The 21,572-nt window shown below is 68.3% G+C and carries 16 protein-coding genes; 8 read left to right on the forward strand and 8 right to left on the reverse strand.

The window, feature by feature from the left end:
- Positions 1-20: 20 nt before the first annotated feature.
- Positions 21-1,118 (forward strand): metallophosphoesterase, encoded by a 1,098-nt coding sequence (locus NF699_11990; protein ID USU03792.1) that lies wholly within the window; start codon positions 21-23, stop codon positions 1,116-1,118.
- Here the strand turns inward: NF699_11990 and NF699_11995 are convergent.
- Together NF699_11995 and NF699_12000 are read right to left on the reverse strand one after the other, a co-directional pair.
- Entirely contained in the window at positions 1,115-2,383 is a 1,269-nt protein-coding gene (locus NF699_11995) for an MFS transporter (GenBank protein ID USU03793.1), read from the reverse strand. The genes NF699_11990 and NF699_11995 overlap by 4 nt on opposite strands.
- 14 nt (positions 2,384-2,397) lie before the next feature.
- Positions 2,398-2,727, reverse strand: a complete 330-nt coding sequence (locus tag NF699_12000; protein USU03794.1) for an antibiotic biosynthesis monooxygenase — start codon at positions 2,725-2,727, stop codon at positions 2,398-2,400.
- Between the two features lie 174 nt (positions 2,728-2,901).
- Between NF699_12000 and NF699_12005 the strand changes: the two genes are divergently transcribed.
- The gene (locus tag NF699_12005; protein USU03795.1) at positions 2,902-3,513 is read left to right on the forward strand and encodes a methyltransferase domain-containing protein; all 612 of its coding nucleotides are present in this window, start codon (positions 2,902-2,904) and stop codon (positions 3,511-3,513) included.
- A 90-nt stretch (positions 3,514-3,603) separates the two neighbouring features.
- Positions 3,604-4,089, forward strand: coding sequence for a MarR family winged helix-turn-helix transcriptional regulator (locus tag NF699_12010; GenBank protein USU03796.1), 486 nt, complete (start codon positions 3,604-3,606; stop codon positions 4,087-4,089).
- Between the two features lie 3 nt (positions 4,090-4,092).
- On the opposite strand, the gene purD is transcribed toward NF699_12010, so the two are convergent.
- Complete coding sequence (gene purD / locus NF699_12015; protein ID USU03797.1) at positions 4,093-5,352, reverse strand: phosphoribosylamine--glycine ligase; 1,260 nt, start codon at positions 5,350-5,352, stop codon at positions 4,093-4,095.
- On the opposite strand from purD, the gene xseA reads away from it, so the two are divergent.
- The 4 genes from xseA to NF699_12035 all read left to right on the forward strand — a co-directional run bounded on the left by xseA (position 5,351) and on the right by NF699_12035 (position 9,488).
- Positions 5,351-6,772 (forward strand): exodeoxyribonuclease VII large subunit, encoded by a 1,422-nt coding sequence (gene xseA / locus NF699_12020; GenBank protein ID USU03798.1) that lies wholly within the window; start codon positions 5,351-5,353, stop codon positions 6,770-6,772. The two genes, purD and xseA, sit on opposite strands and share 2 nt — an antisense overlap.
- A gap of 14 nt (positions 6,773-6,786) precedes the next feature.
- Positions 6,787-6,987: a DUF2093 domain-containing protein gene (locus tag NF699_12025; GenBank protein ID USU03799.1), complete on the forward strand. Its 201-nt coding sequence runs from the start codon at positions 6,787-6,789 to the stop codon at positions 6,985-6,987.
- Positions 6,984-7,811, forward strand: coding sequence for a M23 family metallopeptidase (locus NF699_12030; GenBank protein USU03800.1), 828 nt, complete (start codon positions 6,984-6,986; stop codon positions 7,809-7,811). The genes NF699_12025 and NF699_12030 overlap by 4 nt, the downstream gene beginning before the upstream one ends.
- A gap of 186 nt (positions 7,812-7,997) precedes the next feature.
- The gene (locus tag NF699_12035; GenBank protein USU03801.1) at positions 7,998-9,488 is read left to right on the forward strand and encodes a M23 family metallopeptidase; all 1,491 of its coding nucleotides are present in this window, start codon (positions 7,998-8,000) and stop codon (positions 9,486-9,488) included.
- 167 nt (positions 9,489-9,655) lie between these two features.
- On the opposite strand, the gene NF699_12040 is transcribed toward NF699_12035, so the two are convergent.
- From NF699_12040 to NF699_12060, 5 genes are all read right to left on the reverse strand, one after another.
- Positions 9,656-11,338, reverse strand: coding sequence for a DUF87 domain-containing protein (locus NF699_12040; GenBank protein ID USU03802.1), 1,683 nt, complete (start codon positions 11,336-11,338; stop codon positions 9,656-9,658).
- Positions 11,339-11,406: 68 nt separating this feature from the next.
- On the reverse strand, positions 11,407-12,153 hold the full coding sequence (locus tag NF699_12045) for a TIGR02186 family protein (protein USU07072.1): 747 nt from the start codon (positions 12,151-12,153) through the stop codon (positions 11,407-11,409).
- 35 nt (positions 12,154-12,188) lie between these two features.
- Positions 12,189-13,103: a sulfite exporter TauE/SafE family protein gene (locus NF699_12050; protein ID USU03803.1), complete on the reverse strand. Its 915-nt coding sequence runs from the start codon at positions 13,101-13,103 to the stop codon at positions 12,189-12,191.
- 62 nt (positions 13,104-13,165) lie between these two features.
- A complete protein-coding gene (locus tag NF699_12055; GenBank protein USU03804.1) occupies positions 13,166-14,170 on the reverse strand; it encodes a hypothetical protein in 1,005 nt (334 codons plus the stop codon).
- Positions 14,167-15,573, reverse strand: a complete 1,407-nt coding sequence (locus NF699_12060) for a glycosyl transferase family protein (GenBank protein ID USU03805.1) — start codon at positions 15,571-15,573, stop codon at positions 14,167-14,169. The genes NF699_12055 and NF699_12060 overlap by 4 nt, the downstream gene beginning before the upstream one ends.
- Positions 15,574-15,792: 219 nt before the next feature.
- Here NF699_12060 and NF699_12065 point away from each other — a divergent pair, with 219 nt between their 5' ends.
- The gene (locus NF699_12065; protein ID USU03806.1) at positions 15,793-21,522 is read left to right on the forward strand and encodes an MG2 domain-containing protein; all 5,730 of its coding nucleotides are present in this window, start codon (positions 15,793-15,795) and stop codon (positions 21,520-21,522) included.
- Positions 21,523-21,572 lie beyond the last annotated feature (50 nt).

The following is a 21,572-nucleotide window of genomic DNA, read 5'->3' on the forward strand; positions in this document are numbered from 1 at the left end:
TCTTCCATCTGATCTTCAGCTTGCCGGCCTTGCTCGTCCTCGCGCGCTTCGTCTGGCCCCTCACGCTGCCGCTGGGGATCAAGGCGATCATCGCAGTGCTGCTGATCGCGGCCTCGCAATATCACCTCTGGAACCGCCTATCGTCGGGATCGGTGTTCTCGCCCGAATTTCCCCGGCCGTTCGTCATTGCGTTCAACTGGGCGTTCGGTGCGATCCTGTTGCTCGCGATGCTCGTGCTGGTCACCGACGCGATCCTGCTGCTCGGCAGACCCGTGCTGGGCCACTGGCCGGTCGTGCCGGACGGGGTGCGCTATGCGACGGCGGGGGTCGCGGCCTTGCTCGCCGCGATCGGTGTCGCCAATGCGATCCGGGTGCCGCCGGTGAAGGACATCACGGTCGCCATTGCCGGGTTGCCACGGCGGTTCGACGGCTATCGCCTGGTCCAGTTGACCGACATGCACATCAGCCGGCTGTTCCCGGCGCGCTGGACGCGGGCGATGGTGGATCGCACCAACGGCCTCGATGCCGACCTGATCGTCATCACCGGTGATTTCATCGATGGCACGCTCGATGCCCGCCGCGTCGATGTCGAACCGCTCCGCGATCTGCGTGCCCGCGACGGTATCTGGGCGATTCCGGGCAATCACGAATATTTCTTCGGTTACGAAGACTATATGCGCCACTTCGCCGGCATGGGGATGACGATCCTCGCCAATCGACATGGCGTCCTGACCCGCGACGGCGCGGCTCTGGTGCTGGCCGGCGTCACCGATGCATCCGCGCCGGCGACCGGAAGGCCCGGGCCCGACCTGGCCGCCGCGCTGGCGGGAGCGCCGGCGGACGTGCCGGTCGTGCTGCTCGATCACCAGCCGAAGAACGCCCGCAACGCCGCTGCACGCGGCGTCGCGCTGCAACTGTCGGGGCATACGCATGGTGGGATGATCGCCGGCCTCGATCGGCTGGTCGCCGGGCCGAACGCAGGCTTCGTGTCGGGCCGCTATCGCATCGATGGCATGACGCTGTACGTCAACAACGGCACCGCGCTGTGGCCCGGCTTCGCCCTGCGGGTGGGGCGGCCGTCCGAACTCACCCGCATCACACTGCGGCGGGCGGATTAGCGGTCGCGCAATGTGGCCCATGCGTAGACGAACAGCAGCACCAGTCCGGCCGCCGCTGCCAGATACGGCAGCGGTCGCGCAATCTCGTACAGCCCTACGCCGATCGACGGGCCCAGTACGAAGCTGGCGCCGTTGACGCTGGTCACCTTGCCCGCGACCGAGCCTTGCGCCGCCGGCCCCACCGCCAGGCTAGCCCCCGCGGTGAAGCCCGGCCGGGTGAAGCCGAACCCGAGGTTCGCCAGCGCATAGGCGGTCGCGATTCCATACAGCGAGGTCGCCACCCCGGTCAGCGCCACGCCCGCTGCCGCGAGCAACAGCCCGACCAGCACCAGCCGCCGCGGGCTGAGGCCGAGCAGCGGGATCACGCCCCATTGCACCAGCAGCGCCGCGCCCGCTCCCATCATCAGCACGATGCCGGTCGGTTCCAGTGCCAGCGCCGGGGCGATTGCCAGCCGGTCGATCACCAGAAAACCGATCGCCTGGCTGGTCATCGCCTGCGCGTGACCCATCACCAGTCCGGCGATCATCCAGCCGCGCACCCGGATGTCGAGATAGCCGACATGCTCGACATGCGGCTGCGTCGCCGCGGTCACGCTGGCGCCAGTGGGAGCGCCGCCGATCGAGGGATAGGCCGATGATGCACCATGTTCCGCATGTGGCTGCGCGCGATCGTCGGACAGCATCACCCGCACCGTGATCCACACGCCGACGCCGAAGACGGCGAACACGAACGCCGGCCCCGCCAGCCCAATTTCGACGCCGCCGACGCTGCCCAGCAACAGATAGGGCGCCACCGCCGGCCCCAATATGGTGCCGAGGCCGAACGCGCTCGCCAGCAGGGTCAGCGCCTTGGTCCGCTCCTCGCGACTGGTCTCGCCGGCAACCAGCGCCTGCACCGCCGGCGGCGCGGCCGAGCCGAAGGTGCCGTAGATCAGCCGCCCGGCGATGAAGAGCCCGAACGCCGCGGTACCGCCGATCCAGCCGTTGATCCCCGCCGCCAGAAACACGCCGCACAGGCTGAGCGACACCGAAAAGCCACCTACCCCGAGCAGGATCATCGCCCGCCGCCCCTGCCGGTCGGACCGGTTCGCCCAGAAAGGTGCGGCCAGCACCCACAACAATGCCGATAGCGAAAATGCCGCCGCCACCGCGCGATCGGCGACGCCCAGCGATCGGCCCAGCGCCGGCAGGATCGATTGCAATGCGGTATTGCCCGCCGCGATCGTCAGCATCACGAGGAACATCAGCGCGAACCGTCGGTCCATCGTCCTGTCCCGCGTCATGAACGCACCCAGTCATAGCTGCGGGTGACCGCGCAGACGGTGACGCGATAGGAATCGTACCAGCGAGCCCGCCCGATATTGCGAATCGCGGCGTGATCGGGATGGTCGCGCCACGCGATCGCCGCCGCCTCGTCCGCCCAATAGCTGATCGTCAGACCGACGCCGTCCGGTCCCCGCGCACTCTCCACTCCGCGATACCCCGGCTGCTGCGCGGCGAGCGCATCCATCGCGATAGCGGCGACGTCATAGCTCGCGTGATCCACGTCGTTGCGCGTCGAGGTGAAGATCACCGCCACTTCGCCGACCCGCCGCTGCTCCACATCCATCCCCCGTTGTCCGCCCCTCCTACGCCGTACCGGCGACAGGGCAAGCATCGCGATCCTGCGGCAAACCGCATCGCTTTACGCAACCCCCAGTCTTGAAACGCGTTCGGGAAACGTGGCACGGGGTGTCATCCGCGTGTTCGCGCGGGACGATCACGCGAGAACGACAGGATTCCGATGCCCAGTCCGACCACCGCCGCCCGGCGCAATACCCGTACCGCCGGCGTGCCGAGTCCGGTCGCGATGTTCTTCCAGGGTTTTCTGAAACACCCCGTGATGGTCGGTTCGATCATCCCCTCTTCGGACAAGCTGATCCGCAAGATGCTGGGTCCGGTCGACTGGGGCGCGTGCAAGCTGTTCGTCGAATATGGGCCCGGCGTCGGCACCTTCTGCCGCCCGATCCTGGAACGGATGGCGCCGGACGCCATGCTGATCGCGATCGACACCAATGCCGATTTCATCCGCTATCTCGACCACACCATCACCGATTCGCGCTTCGTCGCGGTCGAGGGGTCGGCGGCGGACGTCGAGCGCATCGTGCGCGAACACGGGCACGATCATGCGGACTACGTCCTGTCCGGCCTTCCCTTCTCGACGTTGCCGGACGGCGTGGGTCCGGCCATCGCGTCGGCAACGCACCGGGTCATCCGCACAGGCGGTGCCTTTCTGGTCTATCAATTCTCGCCCAAGGTGAAGCACTTCCTCACCCCCCATTTCGACACGATCGATCACGATATGGAATGGTGGAACGTTCCACCTGCGCAGCTGTACTGGGCGTGGAAGGATTGATCGAAACTGCACCGATCTGCGACACTATCGATCACAGAACTACTAGGTCGCGGCTTTCCTTTTATCCTATGTTAGGCTAGCTGGTCCGTTATGGACGGACCGAAGCTTTCCCCCGCGCTGTTTCTGCACGATGCAGCGATTCGCCGTGGCATGGAATTGATGCTGTTCGCCCAATCGCGTTTCGTGCGGAGCGCCGACGAAAAGCTGGCGGAAATGGGTCTCGGCCGTGCCCACCACCGGGCCATGTATTTCATCGGTCGAAAGCCCGACGTGACGGTGGGCGACCTGCTGGCGCTGCTCGGCGTCACCAAACAGTCGCTCGGCCGGGTGATGAAGGATCTCGTCGACCGCGACCTGGTGCAGATGCGGCACGGCGATCACGATCGCCGCCATCGCCTGCTCCGCCTCACCACCACCGGAGCCGCGCTGGAAGCCGCCTTGTACGAGGAACAGCGCGACAAGATGGCCAAGGCCTATTCCTATGCCGGTCAGGATGCCGTCGCCGGTTACTGGACGGTACTGGAGGCACTGATCCCGGAGGCGGCGCGCGTCCACGTCGACGCGCTCAGCCGCTGACGTTCAGCGCGACAATTCGCGCCAGCCGATATCGCGCCGGCAAAAGCCGTCGGCAAAATCGATGGCATCCACGCCCCGATAGGCGGCATCGCGCGCGCTCACCAGATCGCTTCCCAAACCGGTAACCGCTAACACGCGCCCGCCCGCTGCGACCAGATCATCGCCGTCCTGCCGCGTTCCGGCCTGAAACACGATTCCTCCCGTCGCCTCGGCCTCCGCGACCCCTCGGATCGCGCCCCCCGTCTTCGGCACGCCGGGATAACCCGCGGCGGCAAGCACCACGGTCATCGCTGTGGCATCGGTAAACGCCGGCGCGCCGATCTCGGCCAGCCGCCCCTCGGCCACCGCCAGCATCAACGCGATCAGATCGCCCTCGAAACGCGGCATCAGCACCTGACATTCGGGGTCGCCGAACCGGACGTTATATTCGATCAGCTTCGGTCCCGCCGATGTCAGCATCAACCCGGCGTACAGCACGCCGCTGAATGGCGTGCCCTCGTCCGCCATCGCCTTGACGGTGGGTGCGACGATGCGTTCGATCGCCTGCCGCTCCAGTTCGGCGGTCAGCACCGGCGCCGGGCTGTACGCCCCCATTCCGCCGGTGTTCGGCCCGGTATCGCCCTCACCGACCCGCTTGTGATCCTGCGCGCTGCCGAACGGCATCAGCGTCACGCCGTCGGTCAGCACGAACAGGCTCGCCTCTTCGCCGTCGAGGAATTCCTCCAGCACCACAGGCGCATCGCCGGAATTGAACATCGCATCGAACGCAGCCGCCGCTTCGGCCTCGCTGGTGGCGATCACCACGCCCTTGCCGGCCGCCAGTCCATCCGCCTTGATGACCAGCGGATAGCTGAACGTAGTCGCCAGCGCCGCTTCCGCCTCGGTACGGCTGTTGACGCGGACATAGCCCGCCGTAGGAATGTCGGCGCGACGGCACAGATCCTTGGTGAAGCCTTTGGACCCTTCCAGCTGCGCCGCCGCCTTGTTCGGCCCGAACACCGGTACGCCCGCGGCGCGCAGGGCATCGCCCAGCCCGTCGACCAACGGCGCTTCCGGTCCGATCACGACCAGCCCGACGTCATGCCCCGCCACGAAATCCAGCACCGCGGCATGATCCGTCGCATCCAGCCCGACGAGCGTCGCATGCGCGGCGATGCCGGGGTTGCCAGGCGCGGCGTAGAGCGTATCGAGGAGGGCCGATTGCGCCAGTTTCCAGCCGAGTGCGTGCTCGCGGCCGCCTGAGCCCAACAGCAGGACGTTCATGCCCGAATTCCGATCCGATACCGATGACGCGCCGCTGCTAGCCGAGCAGCGCCCCGGCGACAACGCACTCGCGATGTCGGTCGGCGAACTGAGCTTCAAGCTGAAGCGGATGGTCGAGGGCGAATTCGGCCACGTCCGCATCCGCGGCGAGATTTCGGGCTACAAGCGCGCGACCTCCGGCCACGTCTATCTTGCGTTGAAGGACGACAGCGCGGTGATCGACGGCGTGATGTGGAAGGGTGCGGCGAACGGCCTCGCCTTCGCCGCGCAGGACGGGATCGAGGTCATCGCGACCGGCAAGCTGACCACCTATCCCGGCCGTTCCAAATACCAGATCGTCATAGACCGGATGGAGTTGGCCGGTACCGGCGCACTGATGGCGCTGTTCGAAAAGCTGAAGGCGAAGCTGGCGGGCGAAGGGCTGTTCGATGCCGCGCGCAAGCAGCGCCTGCCCTATCTGCCAAAGACGATCGGCGTCGTCACCTCCCCCACGGGCGCGGTGATCCGCGATATCCTCCATCGGCTGGAGGATCGCTGTCCCACCCACGTCCTCGTCTGGCCCGTGAAGGTGCAGGGGCACGGCGCCGCCGAGGAGGTCGCAGCCGCGATCCGTGGATTCGACGCGATGCCCGCCGATGGCCCCACCCCGCGCCCCGATCTCGTCATCGTCGCGCGCGGCGGCGGCTCGATCGAGGATCTGTGGGCGTTCAACGAGGAGGCCGTGGTCCGTGCCGTTGCCGGATGTTCGATCCCGATCATCTCCGCGGTCGGCCACGAGACCGACACCACGCTCTGCGACTTCACCGCCGACCTGCGCGCACCGACCCCGACCGCGGCGGCGGAACTGGCGGTGCCGGTGCTCGCCGACCTGCGCCACACCATCCAGAGCCACGGCCTGCGGACGCAGCGCTGCGCCAACCGCTATCTGGAGCGTGGTCGCGAACAGCTGACCGCGCTCGCCCGCCTGCTGCCCAAACGCGACGCCCTGTTGGGGCCGCAGCGGCAGCGTGCCGACGATGCCGGTCAGCGGCTGGATCGTGGACTGGAACGCCGCATCACGCTGGCACGCGGCCAGCTGGACCGGTCGAGTGGTGCGCTGCGACCGGCAGTATTGCAGCAACAGGTGACGCGCAACCGCGACCGGCTGGCGGCGACATGGCGGCTGGTGCAGTCGCTCAACCCCGATGCCGTGCTCGACCGGGGCTATGCACGGGTGACGGCGCGGGGCGGGGCGACCCTGTCCTCCGCCACCGCCGCCCGCGAGGCGGGCGCGCTGACGCTGCGCTTCCGCGACGGCAGCGTCGATGCGATCGTCGACGACGGCACCACGTCGCCCTCTCCGCCCCCGGCACCGAAGGTTGAGCGCAAGCCGCCGCGCGCCTATGCCGCGCCCAAGCCCGACCAGCCGACCCTGCTCTGATACGGACCCGCCCGATGCTCGTTTCCAATTCCGACCGTCCCGCACGGCTGCACTACATGGCCAATGGTTTCCGCGTGCTCAGCCCGGGCGATCATGTCGTCTGCGGCATCAGCGGCGCGCGCATCCCGCTCGAGCTGCTGCGCTACTGGAGCGTCGCGCGACAGGAAGCCTTCGCCAGCGCGCACCTCGCCAGCGAAGCGCTGGCGCCGCGATGAAGGGATCCGCCGGTCTGCTGCTGACCGCCTGTATCGCGGTCGCCGCACCGGCGCAGGTTTCGAACCCGGCCTTCCGTTGGACCGGTACGCCGATGCAGGGCGGGCTGATCGCCGGCACCGCCCCCACCGGCAGCGTCGCCGTGACGCTCGACGGCCATCGGCTGGACATGGAGCAAGGCCGCTTCATCGCCGGATTCGATCGTGACGCAGGTCCGCAGGCACTGCTCGCCGCAACGCTTGCCGATGGCCGCAGCATCACGCAGCCGCTTGCCATCGCGCCGCGCGCATGGCGGATCGAGCGGCTGAACACCCTGCCCCGCTTCCCCGCGCCCGATCCGGTGATGGCCCGGATCCGCCCCGGCGAACTCGCACAGATCGCCACCGCCCGTGCGATGGTCACCGATGCTGGTGGCTGGCGTCAGTCGTTCCGCTGGCCCGCGACCGGTCGCATCTCCGGCCTGTTCGGCGCGCAACGCATCTATCGCGGCGAGCCGGGCTCGTACCATTCCGGTACCGACATCGCCCGGCCCACGGGAACGCCCGTGATCGCTCCCGCCGACGGCGTCGTCATCCTGGCCGCCGATCGGCCCTTCACGCTGGAAGGGCACCTGCTGATGCTCGACCACGGTCACGGCCTCAACAGCGCCTTCCTCCACCTCTCGCGCATCGACGTGAAGGCCGGCGACCATGTGCATCAGGGCGAGCCGATCGGCGCCATCGGTGCCAGCGGACGCGCCACCGGCCCGCACCTCCACTGGAGCCTGCGCTGGCACGACGCCCGCCTCGATCCGATACTCGTCGCCGGGCCGATGCCGCCGGGATAATCCCTGCGAGCGGCACCTGCGCGGCGCCTTACGTGTCGACTGCACCGACCGCCGCACCGGCAAAACGGCTCGTCGCGTGACCGATCGACCGTGCCCGCGGTTAATTTGACTTTCAACATTTGCGCCCACACCCCCTGATCCCAGCGCCGGGGGGAATTCGGCGATCGATGATGAGGCGCCGTCCGCGTGTTCCTGCGCAACGATCAGGGTTTCGAACTGGCAGGTGGCACGACCGCGCGCGGGCTTGCGCGCCCGTTCGGCCGCGCCGCTGCGGTCGCACGGCCACTCGGCACCATCGCCCGCCTGCGCGACGATGCCGTCCGGGTAGACTGGGCGCCCGATCTCGGCGCGCAGATCGGCAGCCGCGACTGGTGGCGCGGCCTCGCCACCTTCACTGCCTTGTGTGGCGCAACCTGGATGCTCGCGCCGGGATTCGAACCGCTCGCCGGAGTCGCCCCTGCGCCGCTCGCCGGGCCGGTATGGGAGAATGCCCGCGCACAGGCGATCGCACCGCTCGCCTGGGGTGCGGACACGGGCCATCGTATGGCCGCGAACGATCTCGTCGCACCGCTTGCCGAGGCCCCCGAACGCCCGACCGTCGACCTCAGTGCGACACTGGGCGAAGGCGACGACTTCCTTCGCGTGCTGACCCGCGCCGGCGTCGGCCGCAGCGATGCCGCCGCGGCCGCACGACTGGTGGCGCAGGCGGCGACGCTGGGCGACATCCGGCCCGGTACGCGGATCGCGCTGACGCTCGGCCGGCGTCCGGCCCGGACGATGGCGCGCCCGCTCGACAAGCTGGCTCTGCGCGCGCGTTTCGACCTTGCGGTCAGCCTCGACCGGGTCGGCAACGGGCTGGTCATGACGCGACAGCCGATCGCCATCGACACGACGCCGCTGCGCATTCAGGGCCTTGTCGGATCGAGCCTCTACCGCTCGGCCCGCGCCGCCGGGGCACCCGCCCGCGTCGTCGAACATTATATCAAGGCGCTCGCCACCCGCCTGTCGATCGGCCGCGACATCACCGCCGCGGACAGCTTCGACCTGATCGTCGAACAGGAACGCGCCGCGACCGGCGAAGTACGGCTCGGCGACCTGCTGTTCGCCGGGATCGATCAGGGCCGGCGCAAGGTGCAGCTGGTTCGCTGGAACGATGGTGACAAACCGGGGTGGTTCGACGCCAAAGGGCAGAGCGAACGTCGCGGCTTCATGGGTATGCCGGTGGCCGGGCGCATCACATCGTCCTTCGGCTATCGCATGCATCCACTGCTCGGCTACCTCAAGATGCACAAAGGCCTCGACATCGGCGCGCCCTATGGCTCGCCGATCTATGCCGCGCTCGATGGCGTCGTGCAGGGCGCAGGGCGCTCGGGCGGCTACGGCAATTTCGTCAAGCTCGTCCACGGCGGCGGCCTCGCCAGCGGCTACGGCCATATGAGCCGGATCGCGGTATCGCGCGGGCAGCACGTCCGGCAGGGCGAGGTGATCGGTTATGTCGGCTCGACCGGCATGTCGACCGGACCGCATCTGCACTGGGAGGTGTGGCGCAACGGCCAGACGATCAATCCGAGTTCGATCAGCTTTGCCAGCATTGCGGCGTTGTCGGGCGAGAATCTGCGCCGCTTCAAGGCGCAGGTCGCGGGATTGCTGGCGGTCAAGGTGGGGACGGGAAGCTAGTCCTCCGCCATTTCTCCCCCGCGAGAAGGAGGTGGCGCACCTTAGCTGCGACGGAGGGGAAAGTAAGCGACGCCCTCCACAACAGCATTCATCGCTCACCTAACTCCATCATTCGGCCGACGCCGAACGGTTTCCCTCCCCCCTGCGGGAAAGGAATAGACAAGAGGTCACCGTCCCTGCGCGCGCCAGCGCATGATCGTCCGCTGGATGATGCCGTCTTCGCCGCCGGCGTCGCGCCACAATTCCGAGAATAATGGATCGCCCGACGCAGGCCGTCTCGCCTCGTCCAGCCCGTCGAAGCTGACGCGGATCGGCACTGCGACGCCCTCGCCGCAGATGATGCATTCGCGATTGCGCAGGGCCGGGATCGAATCGAGGAAACCGCGTGCCCCTTCCGGCATCGCCGCACGAACGAAGGCCTGATCGCGTTCGTTGTTGAGGCGCATGGCGATGATCGTACCGCATTGCGACAGCACGCCTTCCTCGAGGTCGGACGGACGCTGCGTGATAAGGCCCAGGCTGACCCCGTATTTTCGCCCTTCCTTGGCGATGCGCCCGAGGATGCGCCCGACCGAGGCACTGCGCCCTTCCGACTTGGCGCTGCTCGGGATGTACCGGTGCGCCTCTTCGCAGACGAGCAGGATCGGGCGCTGCGGCTCGTTGCGCGACCAGATCGCGAAGTCGAACGTCATCCGGCTGAGCACTGCGACGACGACCGACGTGATGTCCGACGGTACGCCGGACACGTCGACGATTGAGATCGGCCGCCCGTCGCCCGGCATGCGGAATATACGGGCGAGGAAATCCGCCATCGTATCGGCGACCAGCATGCCCGAAAACATGAAGCCGTAGCGCGGGTCGGCCTTGATCTCGTCGATCTTGGTCTTCAGCCGCAGATAGGGCGCGGTATCCCCCGCCCGGTCCATCTTGCCCATTTCCAGGTTGATGAGATTGGTCAGGTCGCTCAGCAGATACGGGATCGGCGCATCGACCGTCAGTTTGGCGATCTCCTGCCCCAGCCGATTCTTGGCGCGTGCCATCAGCAGGCATTTGGCCAGAATGTCCGCATCGATCTGGCGATCGGATCCACTGCTGGTGACGAACACCTCGCAATGTTCCTCGAAGTTCATCAGCCAATACGGCATCTGCAGATTGTTGACGTCGTAGATCGCGCCGTTGCCGCGGAAGGCGGCGGCATATTCGCCGTGCGGATCGATCATCACGACATGCCCCTGCGGCGCCAGTTCGCAGATACGGTGCAGGATCAGTGCGGCGCTGGTCGACTTGCCGGTGCCGGTCGACCCGACCAGCGCGAAATGCTTGCCGAGCATCGCATCGACGTACAGCGACGCCCGGACGTCGCGTGTCGGATAGACGGTGCCGATCTGGATATGCGGCTGGTCCGCCGCGGAATAGATCTGGCGCAGGTCCAGCGTCGATACCGGAAACACCTCGCACCCGGGGATCGGGTAACGAGTGACGCCGCGGCGGAAGCGATAGAGCTTGCCGGTCAGCCGCTCCTCGTCGCCCTCGCCCAGAAAATCGATCTCGGCGGCGACCCAGTCGTTGCCGATCTCCTCGAGCGCGAGGCTACGGACGTTGGCGACCAGCCACGATCCGCCGACCCGCATCTTGATCTGACCGCCGACCTGACCCGCGGCCGCCACCACCGGATCGGTATCCTGCGCGATCAGGTCCAACGACGCGCGATCGAACAGGACACGGCTGCTGCTGCCGGCGATCGCCTGAACACAGCCGATCGGCAACAGCCCGGCGGTCATTCCGCCCAGCGGCATCGCGTTCATTGGCACCGCACCGGCAAAGGCGCCTGGTCCCGGCATCTCGGTCATCACGCTACATCCCCGTCCATATCGGACGCACCATGGAGCGTAGCGGTTAAGATACCGTGATGATGGCGTTAAACACGTCTCGCCAGCCACCCCGCGGCCCATCCCAGCGCCACCGAAAGCGCAACGGCGACCAATCCATACAACACCGAATCACGATCCGCGGCTCTCGCCACGAATCGCTCGAAGCCGGATTTACGGATATCGATGTCGCGCACCGCGGCGGCCAGAACCCGTCCATCGCGAATCAGGAACGTCTCCGCGGTGAAGCGGCCGACGGGTACGCGTGCGGGGATGGTCAGTCGCGCCCGGTACAGCACGCCGTCGGTGATCTCGACCGCGCGGGGCGCCTCGACATACAAACCTGCACGCCGCTTCAGGTCGACCAGACCGCGCTGGAACCGCTGCTCCACCGTGCTCACCGCATTCGATCCCGGCGACAATTGCAGGCTGCCGAGACCCAGCTCATAGATCGCGCGGGTGCGTTCGTCGACGATCCGGTCGATCGGCCGCGATGCCGCCAGCGCATAGAAACTGGGCACCGAACTGTAGCGCTGGTGCTCGGCGTTGATCCAGATGCCGGCGACCTTCTGCTTCTCGCGCACCAGCACCGGCTGGGTCGGCCCCTTCACGACGACGACGATGTCGGTCGGCGCCTCGCCGCGGGGCAGCCGCCCGCCGGGGTACAGGATCGCGCCGAACAGCAGCAGTTCGGCACCGGTGAAGCTGTACGCGATCTCGATGTTCCGCTGCGATACGTCGGGCACCAGCACCGGCTTGCCGGTGTTTGTTCCCGCGGGAGGCGACGCCTGCCCCATCAACGGCAGCGCGAGCAACAGGGCGAGCCCACGCCTCACGTCAGTTCGACCGTGAAGATCTCTTCCGGTCGCCAAACCAGACCCAGCAAGATGCGCAGACCGACGAGCAGCACCATCACCGCGAGCGCGAGGCGCAGATATTCGGGCTTCACCCTGGTCGCGAATCGCGCGCCCAGCTGCGCGCCGGTGACCGATCCGATCAGCAGCAGGCCAGCGAGCACGATGTCGACCGCCTTGGTGGTGGTCGCGTGGACCATCGTTGCCACCGCGGTCACGAACAACGTCTGGAACAACGAGGTGCCGACGACGACGCTGGTCGCCATGCCGAGCAGGTAAATCATCGCCGGCACCAGGATAAAGCCGCCGCCGATACCGAGCAGGATCGTCAGGATGCCGGTGAAGAATCCGAGCAACAGCGGCGCGAACGGCGAGATGTAGAGGCCGGATGCGTAGAAGCGCGTGCGCAGCGGCAGTGCGGCGACGAAGGGGTGGTGACGGCGCTTGCGCGGCTTCACCGGGCGCCGGCCCTTGGCGACGCCGATCGCGCCGATCGATTCGCGCGCCATCATCGACCCGATCGAGCCGAGCATCAGTACGTAGACAACACCGATCACCGTATCGATCTGGCCACTCGCCTGAAGCAGGCGGAATATCCACGCGCCGGCGAAACTGCCGAGGATGCCGCCGGCGACCAGCACGCCGCCCATCTTGGTATCGACGCCGCCACGGTGGAAATGCGCGAAGACGCCCGATACGCTGGCCCCCGTCACCTGACTGGCCGACGACGCGGCCGCCACGGTCGGCGGAATGCCGTAGATGATCAGCAGCGGCGTCGTCAGGAATCCCCCGCCGACGCCGAACATTCCCGACAACAGCCCGACGCCGCCACCGAGCAGCACGATGAACAGTGCGTTGACCGACAGGTTGGCGATGGGAAGGTACAGGTCCACGGGATAGCGTTATAGGCTGCTGGCGCCTGCGGACCAGAGCGGTTCGCACCATGGCGGCAGGGTCAGAAGTTCGTTCCGATCGACAGGGCCGGGCCGGAATCGGGGCGCGAATCCCCCGCGATTCGTTCGCGCCAGTCGGCGGTCAAGCGCACCGATCCGCGTCCTACCGGTACGACGACTCCCACCGACGGACCGATGTCGAGTCGCGCGGCACCGCGCTGCGCGCCGCCCCAGATGCCAGCCCCGATATCGATGTGCAGCCGACCGATGGCCGGCAAAGGATGCGATGCCCGCAACGCCCCGTCGGCAAACCCTTCGCCGCCGTCGCGCGCGATCACCCCCGCCTGGCCATAGCCCTCCAGCCGCATGCCGCGCAGAACCGCGACCGGACCGAACCCGCCCACCGCGCCGATCATCGCGCCGCCGCGCCCGCCATCCAGTGCGATGCGGTGCTCGGCGATGACATGGATCGGCGCGCGGAACGGCTGCCAGTCGAGTCCGACCGCCGCTTCCACGCCCCTGCCTGACAGGGGTGCCGACATCCGCGCGGCCAGCGCCACGCGCCGGCTGCCGCCCAGCGCATAGGTGATCCGTGCGCCGGCTTGCGATGCGCCCAGTTGGCTGCCGGACACGCCGGGCGCCGAACCGTTCCGGGCGATAAGCCAAGCGCTGCCCGCCAGCCGCGAGCCGGCATGGGCGATCGTCGGCGGCAGGACAGCCGGCGAGAGCAGCGGTGCGGCAGGCCGTTGCGGCGACGCCCCGGACCGGTCGCTCGCCGTCGCCACCGATGGTGCCGCAAATGCGCGCAGGCGCGCAGCCGGTATCGTCCTGCGATCCGCGGTATCGCGGCTCGGCACTGCCGCGACGGTACGGCGCGTTGCCGGATGAGGCCCGGCCAACGGCGTCGCCGCGGCAGGGCTCGTCACCAGTGACGCCACCGCGCGTGCCACCGGCGCCACCCATGCCGGCAGTTCGGGACCATCTCCGTTATAGATGTCGATCCCGCGCGCGGTCGCCCATCCGCTGAGCAGGATGGCGAGGAAACGGAGCGGACGGCCCCCGTTCATGTCGGCGACGTCGGCGGGCCGAGGGCATAATCCGGAAAGACGTGCGCGGTTTTCTCCCAGACCAGCGCTTCGCCGCGCAACAGCCCCAGGTAGCGGTGCAGCGCCCGTGGTGCAGCGACCAGCGATACGAGATTACCGACGAAGAACCGCGGCAACGACCAGCACGCCTCGCGCCAGCCATAGGCCCGGCCGGTACAGGTGACGCGGATCAGCAATCGCCAGCCGAGCAGCAGCGACGTGGTCAGCAGCAGCCAGTTCGCCAGCCGGTCATCGGCCGCCGGCATCGACCGCAGCCAGCGGAGCCCCGCCGCGACCGGCCATAACAACACGGCGGCATAGGCGACCGCCAGCACCAGCACCGACACCAGCGCACGCCGGTCCCGCATCCGCATCCAGTGATCGGCGATCGCACGCGGCCGTCCCCAGCCGGTGCGATCCCATCCGGCAAGGGCTATGCCGGTCATCCAGCGTGCCTTCTGTCGCGTGGCGGCTGGCAACGTATCGGGAAAATACGCGCGCACCGCGACGAGGCTGCCGTCGCGGGAATCGCGTACCCGGGCGAAACGGCTGGTGCCGCCGCGATCGGCGACGTGCAGGCCCAGTTCGTAGTCCTCGGTCAGGCTGCTGGCGTCGAACGGTGCGTCGCCCCGTTCCGCGGCGATCGCCCGCAACATGCCGGTCGCGATCGCACAGCCGGTGCCCGCCAGCGGCATCGCCGCCCCCAGCATCGCCCGCACCGGTTGCTGGACGCTGTGAGCATAGGCGAATTCATCGGCGTAATGCCCCGATATCAGCGATCCGCGACGCACCAGCGGCAGCACCGGCAGCTGCACCAGCGCATGATCGTCGATCAGCGCGTCGAACACGGTGAGTTCGGCCGGATGCACGACATCCTCCGCATCGTGCAGCACCACCGCTCTGGTGATGCGCCCCGCGGCCTCGTCCCGCATCAACGCGTGCCACACGGTGTTGAGACAATCCGCCTTGGTGGTCGGCCCGTCGCGCTCGCCGACGATCACGCGGACACGCGGGTCCAGCGCGGCGACGGCCCGGGCCGCGGCGATCGTTGCCGGATCGTTCGGATAGGTTCCGACGTAGATCCGGTAGTCGGGATAGTCGAACCGTCGTACCGCGGCGGTCAGCATCCCGCCGATCACTGCCGCCTCATCCCATGCGGCGACGAAGATCGCGAACGGGGCGGGCGCCGCGCTGTGCGGCAATGCATCGAGGCTCAACCTGTCGGCCTGCCGTCGCGACAGGCGACGGACGATAAAGCAAAGGTCGACGATCAGGTCGTCGATACCGCCGATCAGCAGGCCTGCCGCGGCGAACAGCATGGTTTCGCGTGCCGCCGCATCCAGGATCAGCGTGACTAGATCCATGAAACCCCGCTCGAATGCCATGCACAAGGTTCATTGTGGACAGATATGACGCAAGGTATTTCGTCCAAGTGACTTGCCTTGAACGTCTTTACCGGACGCGGCAGCATGGTCGGCGGGTAGCCATGCCTCCGAATCGGCTGCGATTCCGGCTCACTGGCCTCCGGACAGGCACCGATATCTTCACGCTGGATTCGCCTTCCCGACACGCCTAGCGTCCCGGCGTTGCGGGGGAGATGGCGGATGCATGGAGCGATGCGGTGGGCGGTGCTGGCCTTGGCGCTCGCTCCAGTGGCGGCGTTCGGCGACAACAGCCCCCAGGTGGTGCTCGCCCAGCCCGGTATCGGCGGTGCGGCGGGGGCGGTCGAACGCTATACGATCCGCTTCAGCCAGCCGATGGTGCCGCTCGGCGATCCCCGCGCGCCCGCGCCCTTCACCACCGCCTGTCAGGGAATCGGCCGCTGGGTCGACCAGCAGACCTGGGTCTTCGATTTCGCCGCGGCGTTGAGCGGCGACGCCAAATGCAGCTTCGACGCCGCCAAGGGGCTGAAGAGCGTCGCCGGCTATGCGCTGAACGGCCGCGCCACCTACAGCGTCGATGCGGGCGGCCCGTCCGCCCGCGCGGTGCTGCCATCGGGCGACGGCGACGAGATCGAGGAGGATCAGGTCTTTCTGGTCGCCGCGACGCAGATGCCGACCCGCGCCTCGGTCGCCTCCAATGCCTATTGCGCGGTCGACGGCATCGGCGAAAAGATCCCGGTCGACGTGCTGCCCGCCGATCTGCCGGCGAAACTGATCGGCGAGATGGGGACGCAGAACTGGTCCGTCCGCAGCTTCCTCGACAGCGCCGGCCTGCCCGAAGCGGTTCCGGAAAAGCCGGCCGAGCGGCAGGCGCTCTATTCCGGTGTCACCGCGCTGAAATGCAGGCGCGCGCTGCCGCCGGGTCGCGACATGGCGCTCGTCTGGCCGCAAGGTATCGCGTCGGCGTCCGGTCGCCTTGCCGGCAGCGATCAGCGCTTCGACTATACCGTGCGCAAGCCGTTCGCCGCGCGTTTCGAATGCAGCCGTACCAACCCGCAGGCCGGGTGCAGCCCGGTACAGCCGGCGTACGTGCGCTTCACCGCGCCGGTGCCGATGAGCCAGGCTGCGGCGATCCGCCTGACGCTGCCCGACGGCAAGCAGATCGCGCCCGCGTTCGATGACGACGACAAGAAAAAGGCGACGATCAGCGACGTCACGTTCAAGGCGCCGTTGCCGTACGAGACAGCGGCGAAGCTGACGCTGCCTGCCGGACTGAAGGACGAGAGCGGTCGCACCCTGTCCAACGCCGAACGCTTTCCGCTCGACGTGAAGTTCGACGCCGCACCGCCGCTGGTGAAGTTCGCCGCGCCGTTCGGCATCCTCGAAGCGGCACAGGGCGGCGTGCTGCCGGTCACCGTCCGCAACGTCGAACCTGCGCTGCAGGGCAAGAGCCTGCCGATCGGCGGGCGCACGCTGAAGGTGGGCGACAGCGATGCCGCGGTCGCCGAATGGCTGCGCACGGTCGACGACGCGGACGACGACGATGTCGAGGAGGTCAAGCGCGGCGACGAGGTGATCCGCCGGATCAATCACACCGGCGACCGATCGATCCTCGGCAACCAGGGCGCCGGCATGACGATCGGCCTGCCCGGCAAGGGCCGCGATTTCGAGGTCGTCGGCATTGCGCTCGGCAAACCCGGCTTCTACGTCGTCGAACTGGCCAGTCCGGCGCTAGGCCGTGCGCTGCTCGGCCGCAACGCACCGCGCTACGTTGCGACCGCTGCGCTGGTCACCAACATGGCGGTGCATTTCAAATGGGGCCGCGAGCGCAGCCTCGCGTGGGTGACATCGCTCGACACCGGCAAGCCGGTCGCCAACGCGAGCGTGCAGGTCAGCGACAGCTGTTCGGGCAAACTGCTCGCGCGCGGCGCGACCGATCGCAGCGGCGGGCTGATGATCCCCGCCGGCTTGCCCGAACCCGAAACCTATGGTGGCTGTCAGGACGGATCGTCGGCGCATCCGCTGATGATTTCCGCGCGCAGCGGTGACGATTTCAGCTTCGCGCTGACCAGCTGGGGCGATGGCATCCGGCCCTACGATTTCGAACTGCCCTATGGCTATTCCGCACCCTCGGAAACGTTCCACACCGTCTTCGACCGTGCACTCGTCCGGCAGGGCGAGACGATCCACATGAAGCACATCGTCCGCCGTCCCAGCGGCAACGGCTTCGCGATACCGGCGGGCTTTTCCGGTACGCTGCGGCTGGCGCATCGCGGCTCGGACACGCAATTCGACCTGCCGCTGACGATCGATGCAAGGGGTATCGGCGAGACGACTTGGACCGCGCCGCAGGGCGCACCGATGGGCGATTACGACCTGCGCATCGTTCGCGGCGACGACGTCACCTTCACCAGCCAGTCGTTCAAGGTCGACGAATACAAGCTGCCGACGATGCGTGCGAGCGTCACCGGGCCGAAGGCGGCAGCGGTGCGACCGAAGTCGCTGCCGCTCGACCTGTACGTCGGATATCTGTCCGGCGGCGGTGCAGGCGGGTTGCCGGTCGACGTCCGCGTCGGCTGGTTCGCGCATTCCGCCACGCCGGAGGGCTATGACGGCTATACCTTCGGCGGGGCGAAGGTGGAGGAAGGCGTCAAGCCGATGAACGGCGATGGCGACGATCAGCAGACGCCGCTGCCACCGACGCAGACGCTGCCGGTGACGCTGAACGCCGGCGGCACCGCGCGCACCAGCGTCGACGTGCCGGCACTGGACGGCCTCGCCGACATGCGCGTCGAGATGGATTATCAGGACGCCAATGGCGAGGTGCTGACCGCCAGCCGCAATGTGCCGATCTACGCCTCCGCGGTGCAACTGGGGGTGAAGACCGACGGCTGGCTGATGAAACAGGACGACCTGCGCCTGCGCTTCGTCGCGCTCGATACCGGCGGCAAGCCGCTCAGGAACCAGACGGTGTCGGTCGCGCTCTACAGCCGCCAGATCCTGACGGCGCGGCGACGGCTGATCGGCGGCTTCTACGCCTACGACAACCAGATGCGTACGACGAAGCTCGACGCATCCTGCACCGCGACGACGGACGATCAGGGCCTCGCGCAATGCACGGTAGATCCCGGCGTATCGGGCGAGGTCTATGTCGTCGCGACCAGCGCGGATGCGGACGGCAATGTCGCACGTGCGGTGCGCTCGGTGTGGCTGGCGGGCGACGATGCGTGGTGGTTCGGCGGCGACAATGGCGATCGCATGGACGTCGTGCCGGAGCGCAATGCCTACAAGGCGGGCGAGACGGCGCGCTTTCAGGTCCGCATGCCGTTCCGTTCCGCCACCGCGCTGGTGACGGTCGAGCGCGAGGGCGTGTTGTCGAGCTTCGTCACCGAACTCTCCGGCACCGATCCCGTCGTCGAGCTGCCGATGCCGGCCAGCTACGCGCCCGACGTCTATGTCTCGGTGATGGCCGTGCGCGGCCGCATCGAAAGCGGCTGGACCAGCTGGCTGCGCGGGATCGGCCAGAGCCTCGGGCTGGTGAAGCCGGAACCCGCGCCCGAACCGACCGCGCTGGTCGACCTGTCGAAGCCCGCCTACCGCCTCGGCATCGCCAAGGTAAAGGTCGGGTGGGAAGGCCATACCCTCGGCGTGACCGTGAAGGCCGACCGCGAGCGCTTCTCGCCGCGCGGCACCGCCAGCGTCGCCTTGCAGGTCCGCCGGCCCGACGGCAGGCCCGCGGCCAGCGCCGATGTCGCCTTCGCTGCGGTGGACGAGGCGCTGTTGCAGCTCGCGCCGAACGACAGCTGGGATGTCCTGACGGCGATGATGGGCGACCGGCCGCTGTCGGTGTTGACCGCGACCGCGCAGATGCAGGTCGTCGGCAAGCGCCATTACGGCCGCAAGGCGGTGGAGGCCGGAGGCGGCGGCGGCGATGCCGCGGCGGCGCTCAACCGCGAGAACTTCCAGCCGGTGTTGCTGTGGAAGGGCCGCGTCGCGCTCGATGCGCAGGGCCGCGCGCAGGTGGCATTGCCGCTGTCGGATGCGCTGTCCTCGTTCAAACTGGTCGCGATCGCCACCGATGGCGACGGCCTGTTCGGCACCGGCAGTACCGCGATCCGCACCGCGCAGGACCTGTCGCTCTACGCCGGCCTGCCGCCACTGGTGCGCAGCGGCGACTGGTATGCGGCGGGCTTCACGCTGCGCAACGGCAGCGACAAACCAATGACCGTTACCGCGACCGTCGACGTCTTCCCCCGGATCGCGCAAGGGCGGCCGCTGACCGTAACGATCCCGGCGGGCGGCGCCGCGCCGGTGGCGTGGAACCTCACCGCTCCGCCGTCGAGCGGCACGCTGCGTTGGCAGGTCACTGCCCGGTCGAAGGACGGCAAGGCCACCGATCGCCTGACCGTCACCCAGGACGTCGTCCCGGCCGTGCCGGTGGAGACATGGGCAGCGGCGCTCACCCGCGTCGGTGACACGACGCTGCCGATCGCCCCGCCCGCCGGCGCGCTGCCGGACCGCGGATCAGTCGACGTGCAACTCACCGACACGCTTGCCCCGCCACTGACCGGCGTCCGGCGCTACATGAGCGATTATCCCTACAATTGCTTCGAACAGCAGTTGAGCCGGATCGTCGTGCTCGGCGATCCGACGAAATGGGCCGCGCTGGCGGGGGCGATCCCGACGTATCAGGCGCCCGACGGCCTGCTCCGCTACTGGCCGAGCGAATCGCTGGAGGGATCGGAGGCGCTCACCGCTTATGTCCTGTCGCTGACCAGCGAGGCCGGGCTGCCGCTGCCCCCCGCCCCGCGCGCGCGGATGGTCGAGGGGCTGAAGGCGGTGCTCGACGGGCGGGTGCGTCACGAAAGCTACGGCGATCCGCGCCAGCAGCGACTCGTGGCCTTCGCCGCGCTGGCGCGGTCGGGTGAGGCGACGCCGGCGATGTTGGGTCAGGTCGGCCTCGCAGCGCAGGATATGCCGACGTCGCTGCTGAGCGACTATATCGCCGCGCTCGACCGCGTACCGCTCGCCAACGCCGCAGCGCTGAAGGCGCAGGCGGAGGGCGTGCTGCGCAGCCGCCTCGTCTACGAAGGCACGCGGCTCGACCTGTCGGACGCATCGGCGGCACCGTGGTGGCTGATGTCCTCTGCCGACGAAGCGTCGATCAAGACGCTGCTCGTCACGCTCGGCCGTCCCGGCTGGCAGGACGAGGCGGCTAAGATGATGGTCGGCGTCGCCCTGCGCCAGTCGCGCGGTCATTGGGACACGACCACGGCCAACGCCTGGGGTGCGGTCGCGGTGCGCAAGTTCGCCGGCCTCTACCCGGCACAGGCGATCGCCGGCACGACGACGATACAGCTAGGCGCGACGAGCGTATCGCGCGCATGGCCGCTCGCCGCCGAGGCCCGCTCGCTCAGCCTGCCGCTGCCCGCCGCCGCCACGCCGCTGATGTTACGTCAGAGCGGCGGCGCCGGCCCATGGGCGATGGTCGCCGTCCGCGCCGCGGTGCCGCTGAAGGCGCCGCTGTTCGCCGGCTATCGCGCCACTCGCAGCGTCACGCCGGTGCAGGTGCGGAACGCCGGGCAGCTGACCCGCGGTGACGTCCTGCGCGTGACGATCACCGTCGACGCCACCGCCGAGCGCAACTGGGTGGTGGTCAACGACCCGATCCCGGCCGGCGCGACGATCATCGGCGACATGGCGAACCAGTCGCAGATGCTGGCCGAGGGTGGCGCAAGTGAGGGCGTGCAGCCGTCCTATGTCGAGCGCGGCAACGACAGCTGGCGCGGCTTCTTCGCCTGGGTGCCACGCGGGCGCTTCACGGTGAGCTACGCGGTACGGCTGAACGGCGCCGGCCGCTTCAGCCTGCCGCCGACCCGCGTCGAGGCGATGTATTCCCCCGCCATCCGTGCGCAGGTGCCGAATGCGCCGATGGTGGTGGCGCAGCGATGATCGTGTCGCGCACCGTCGCGCCCTGCCTCCACTGCGCCGCTGGAGGCAGG

This window comes from Sphingomonadaceae bacterium OTU29LAMAA1 (assembly GCA_024072375.1).
GTDB lineage: Bacteria > Pseudomonadota > Alphaproteobacteria > Sphingomonadales > Sphingomonadaceae > Sphingomonas.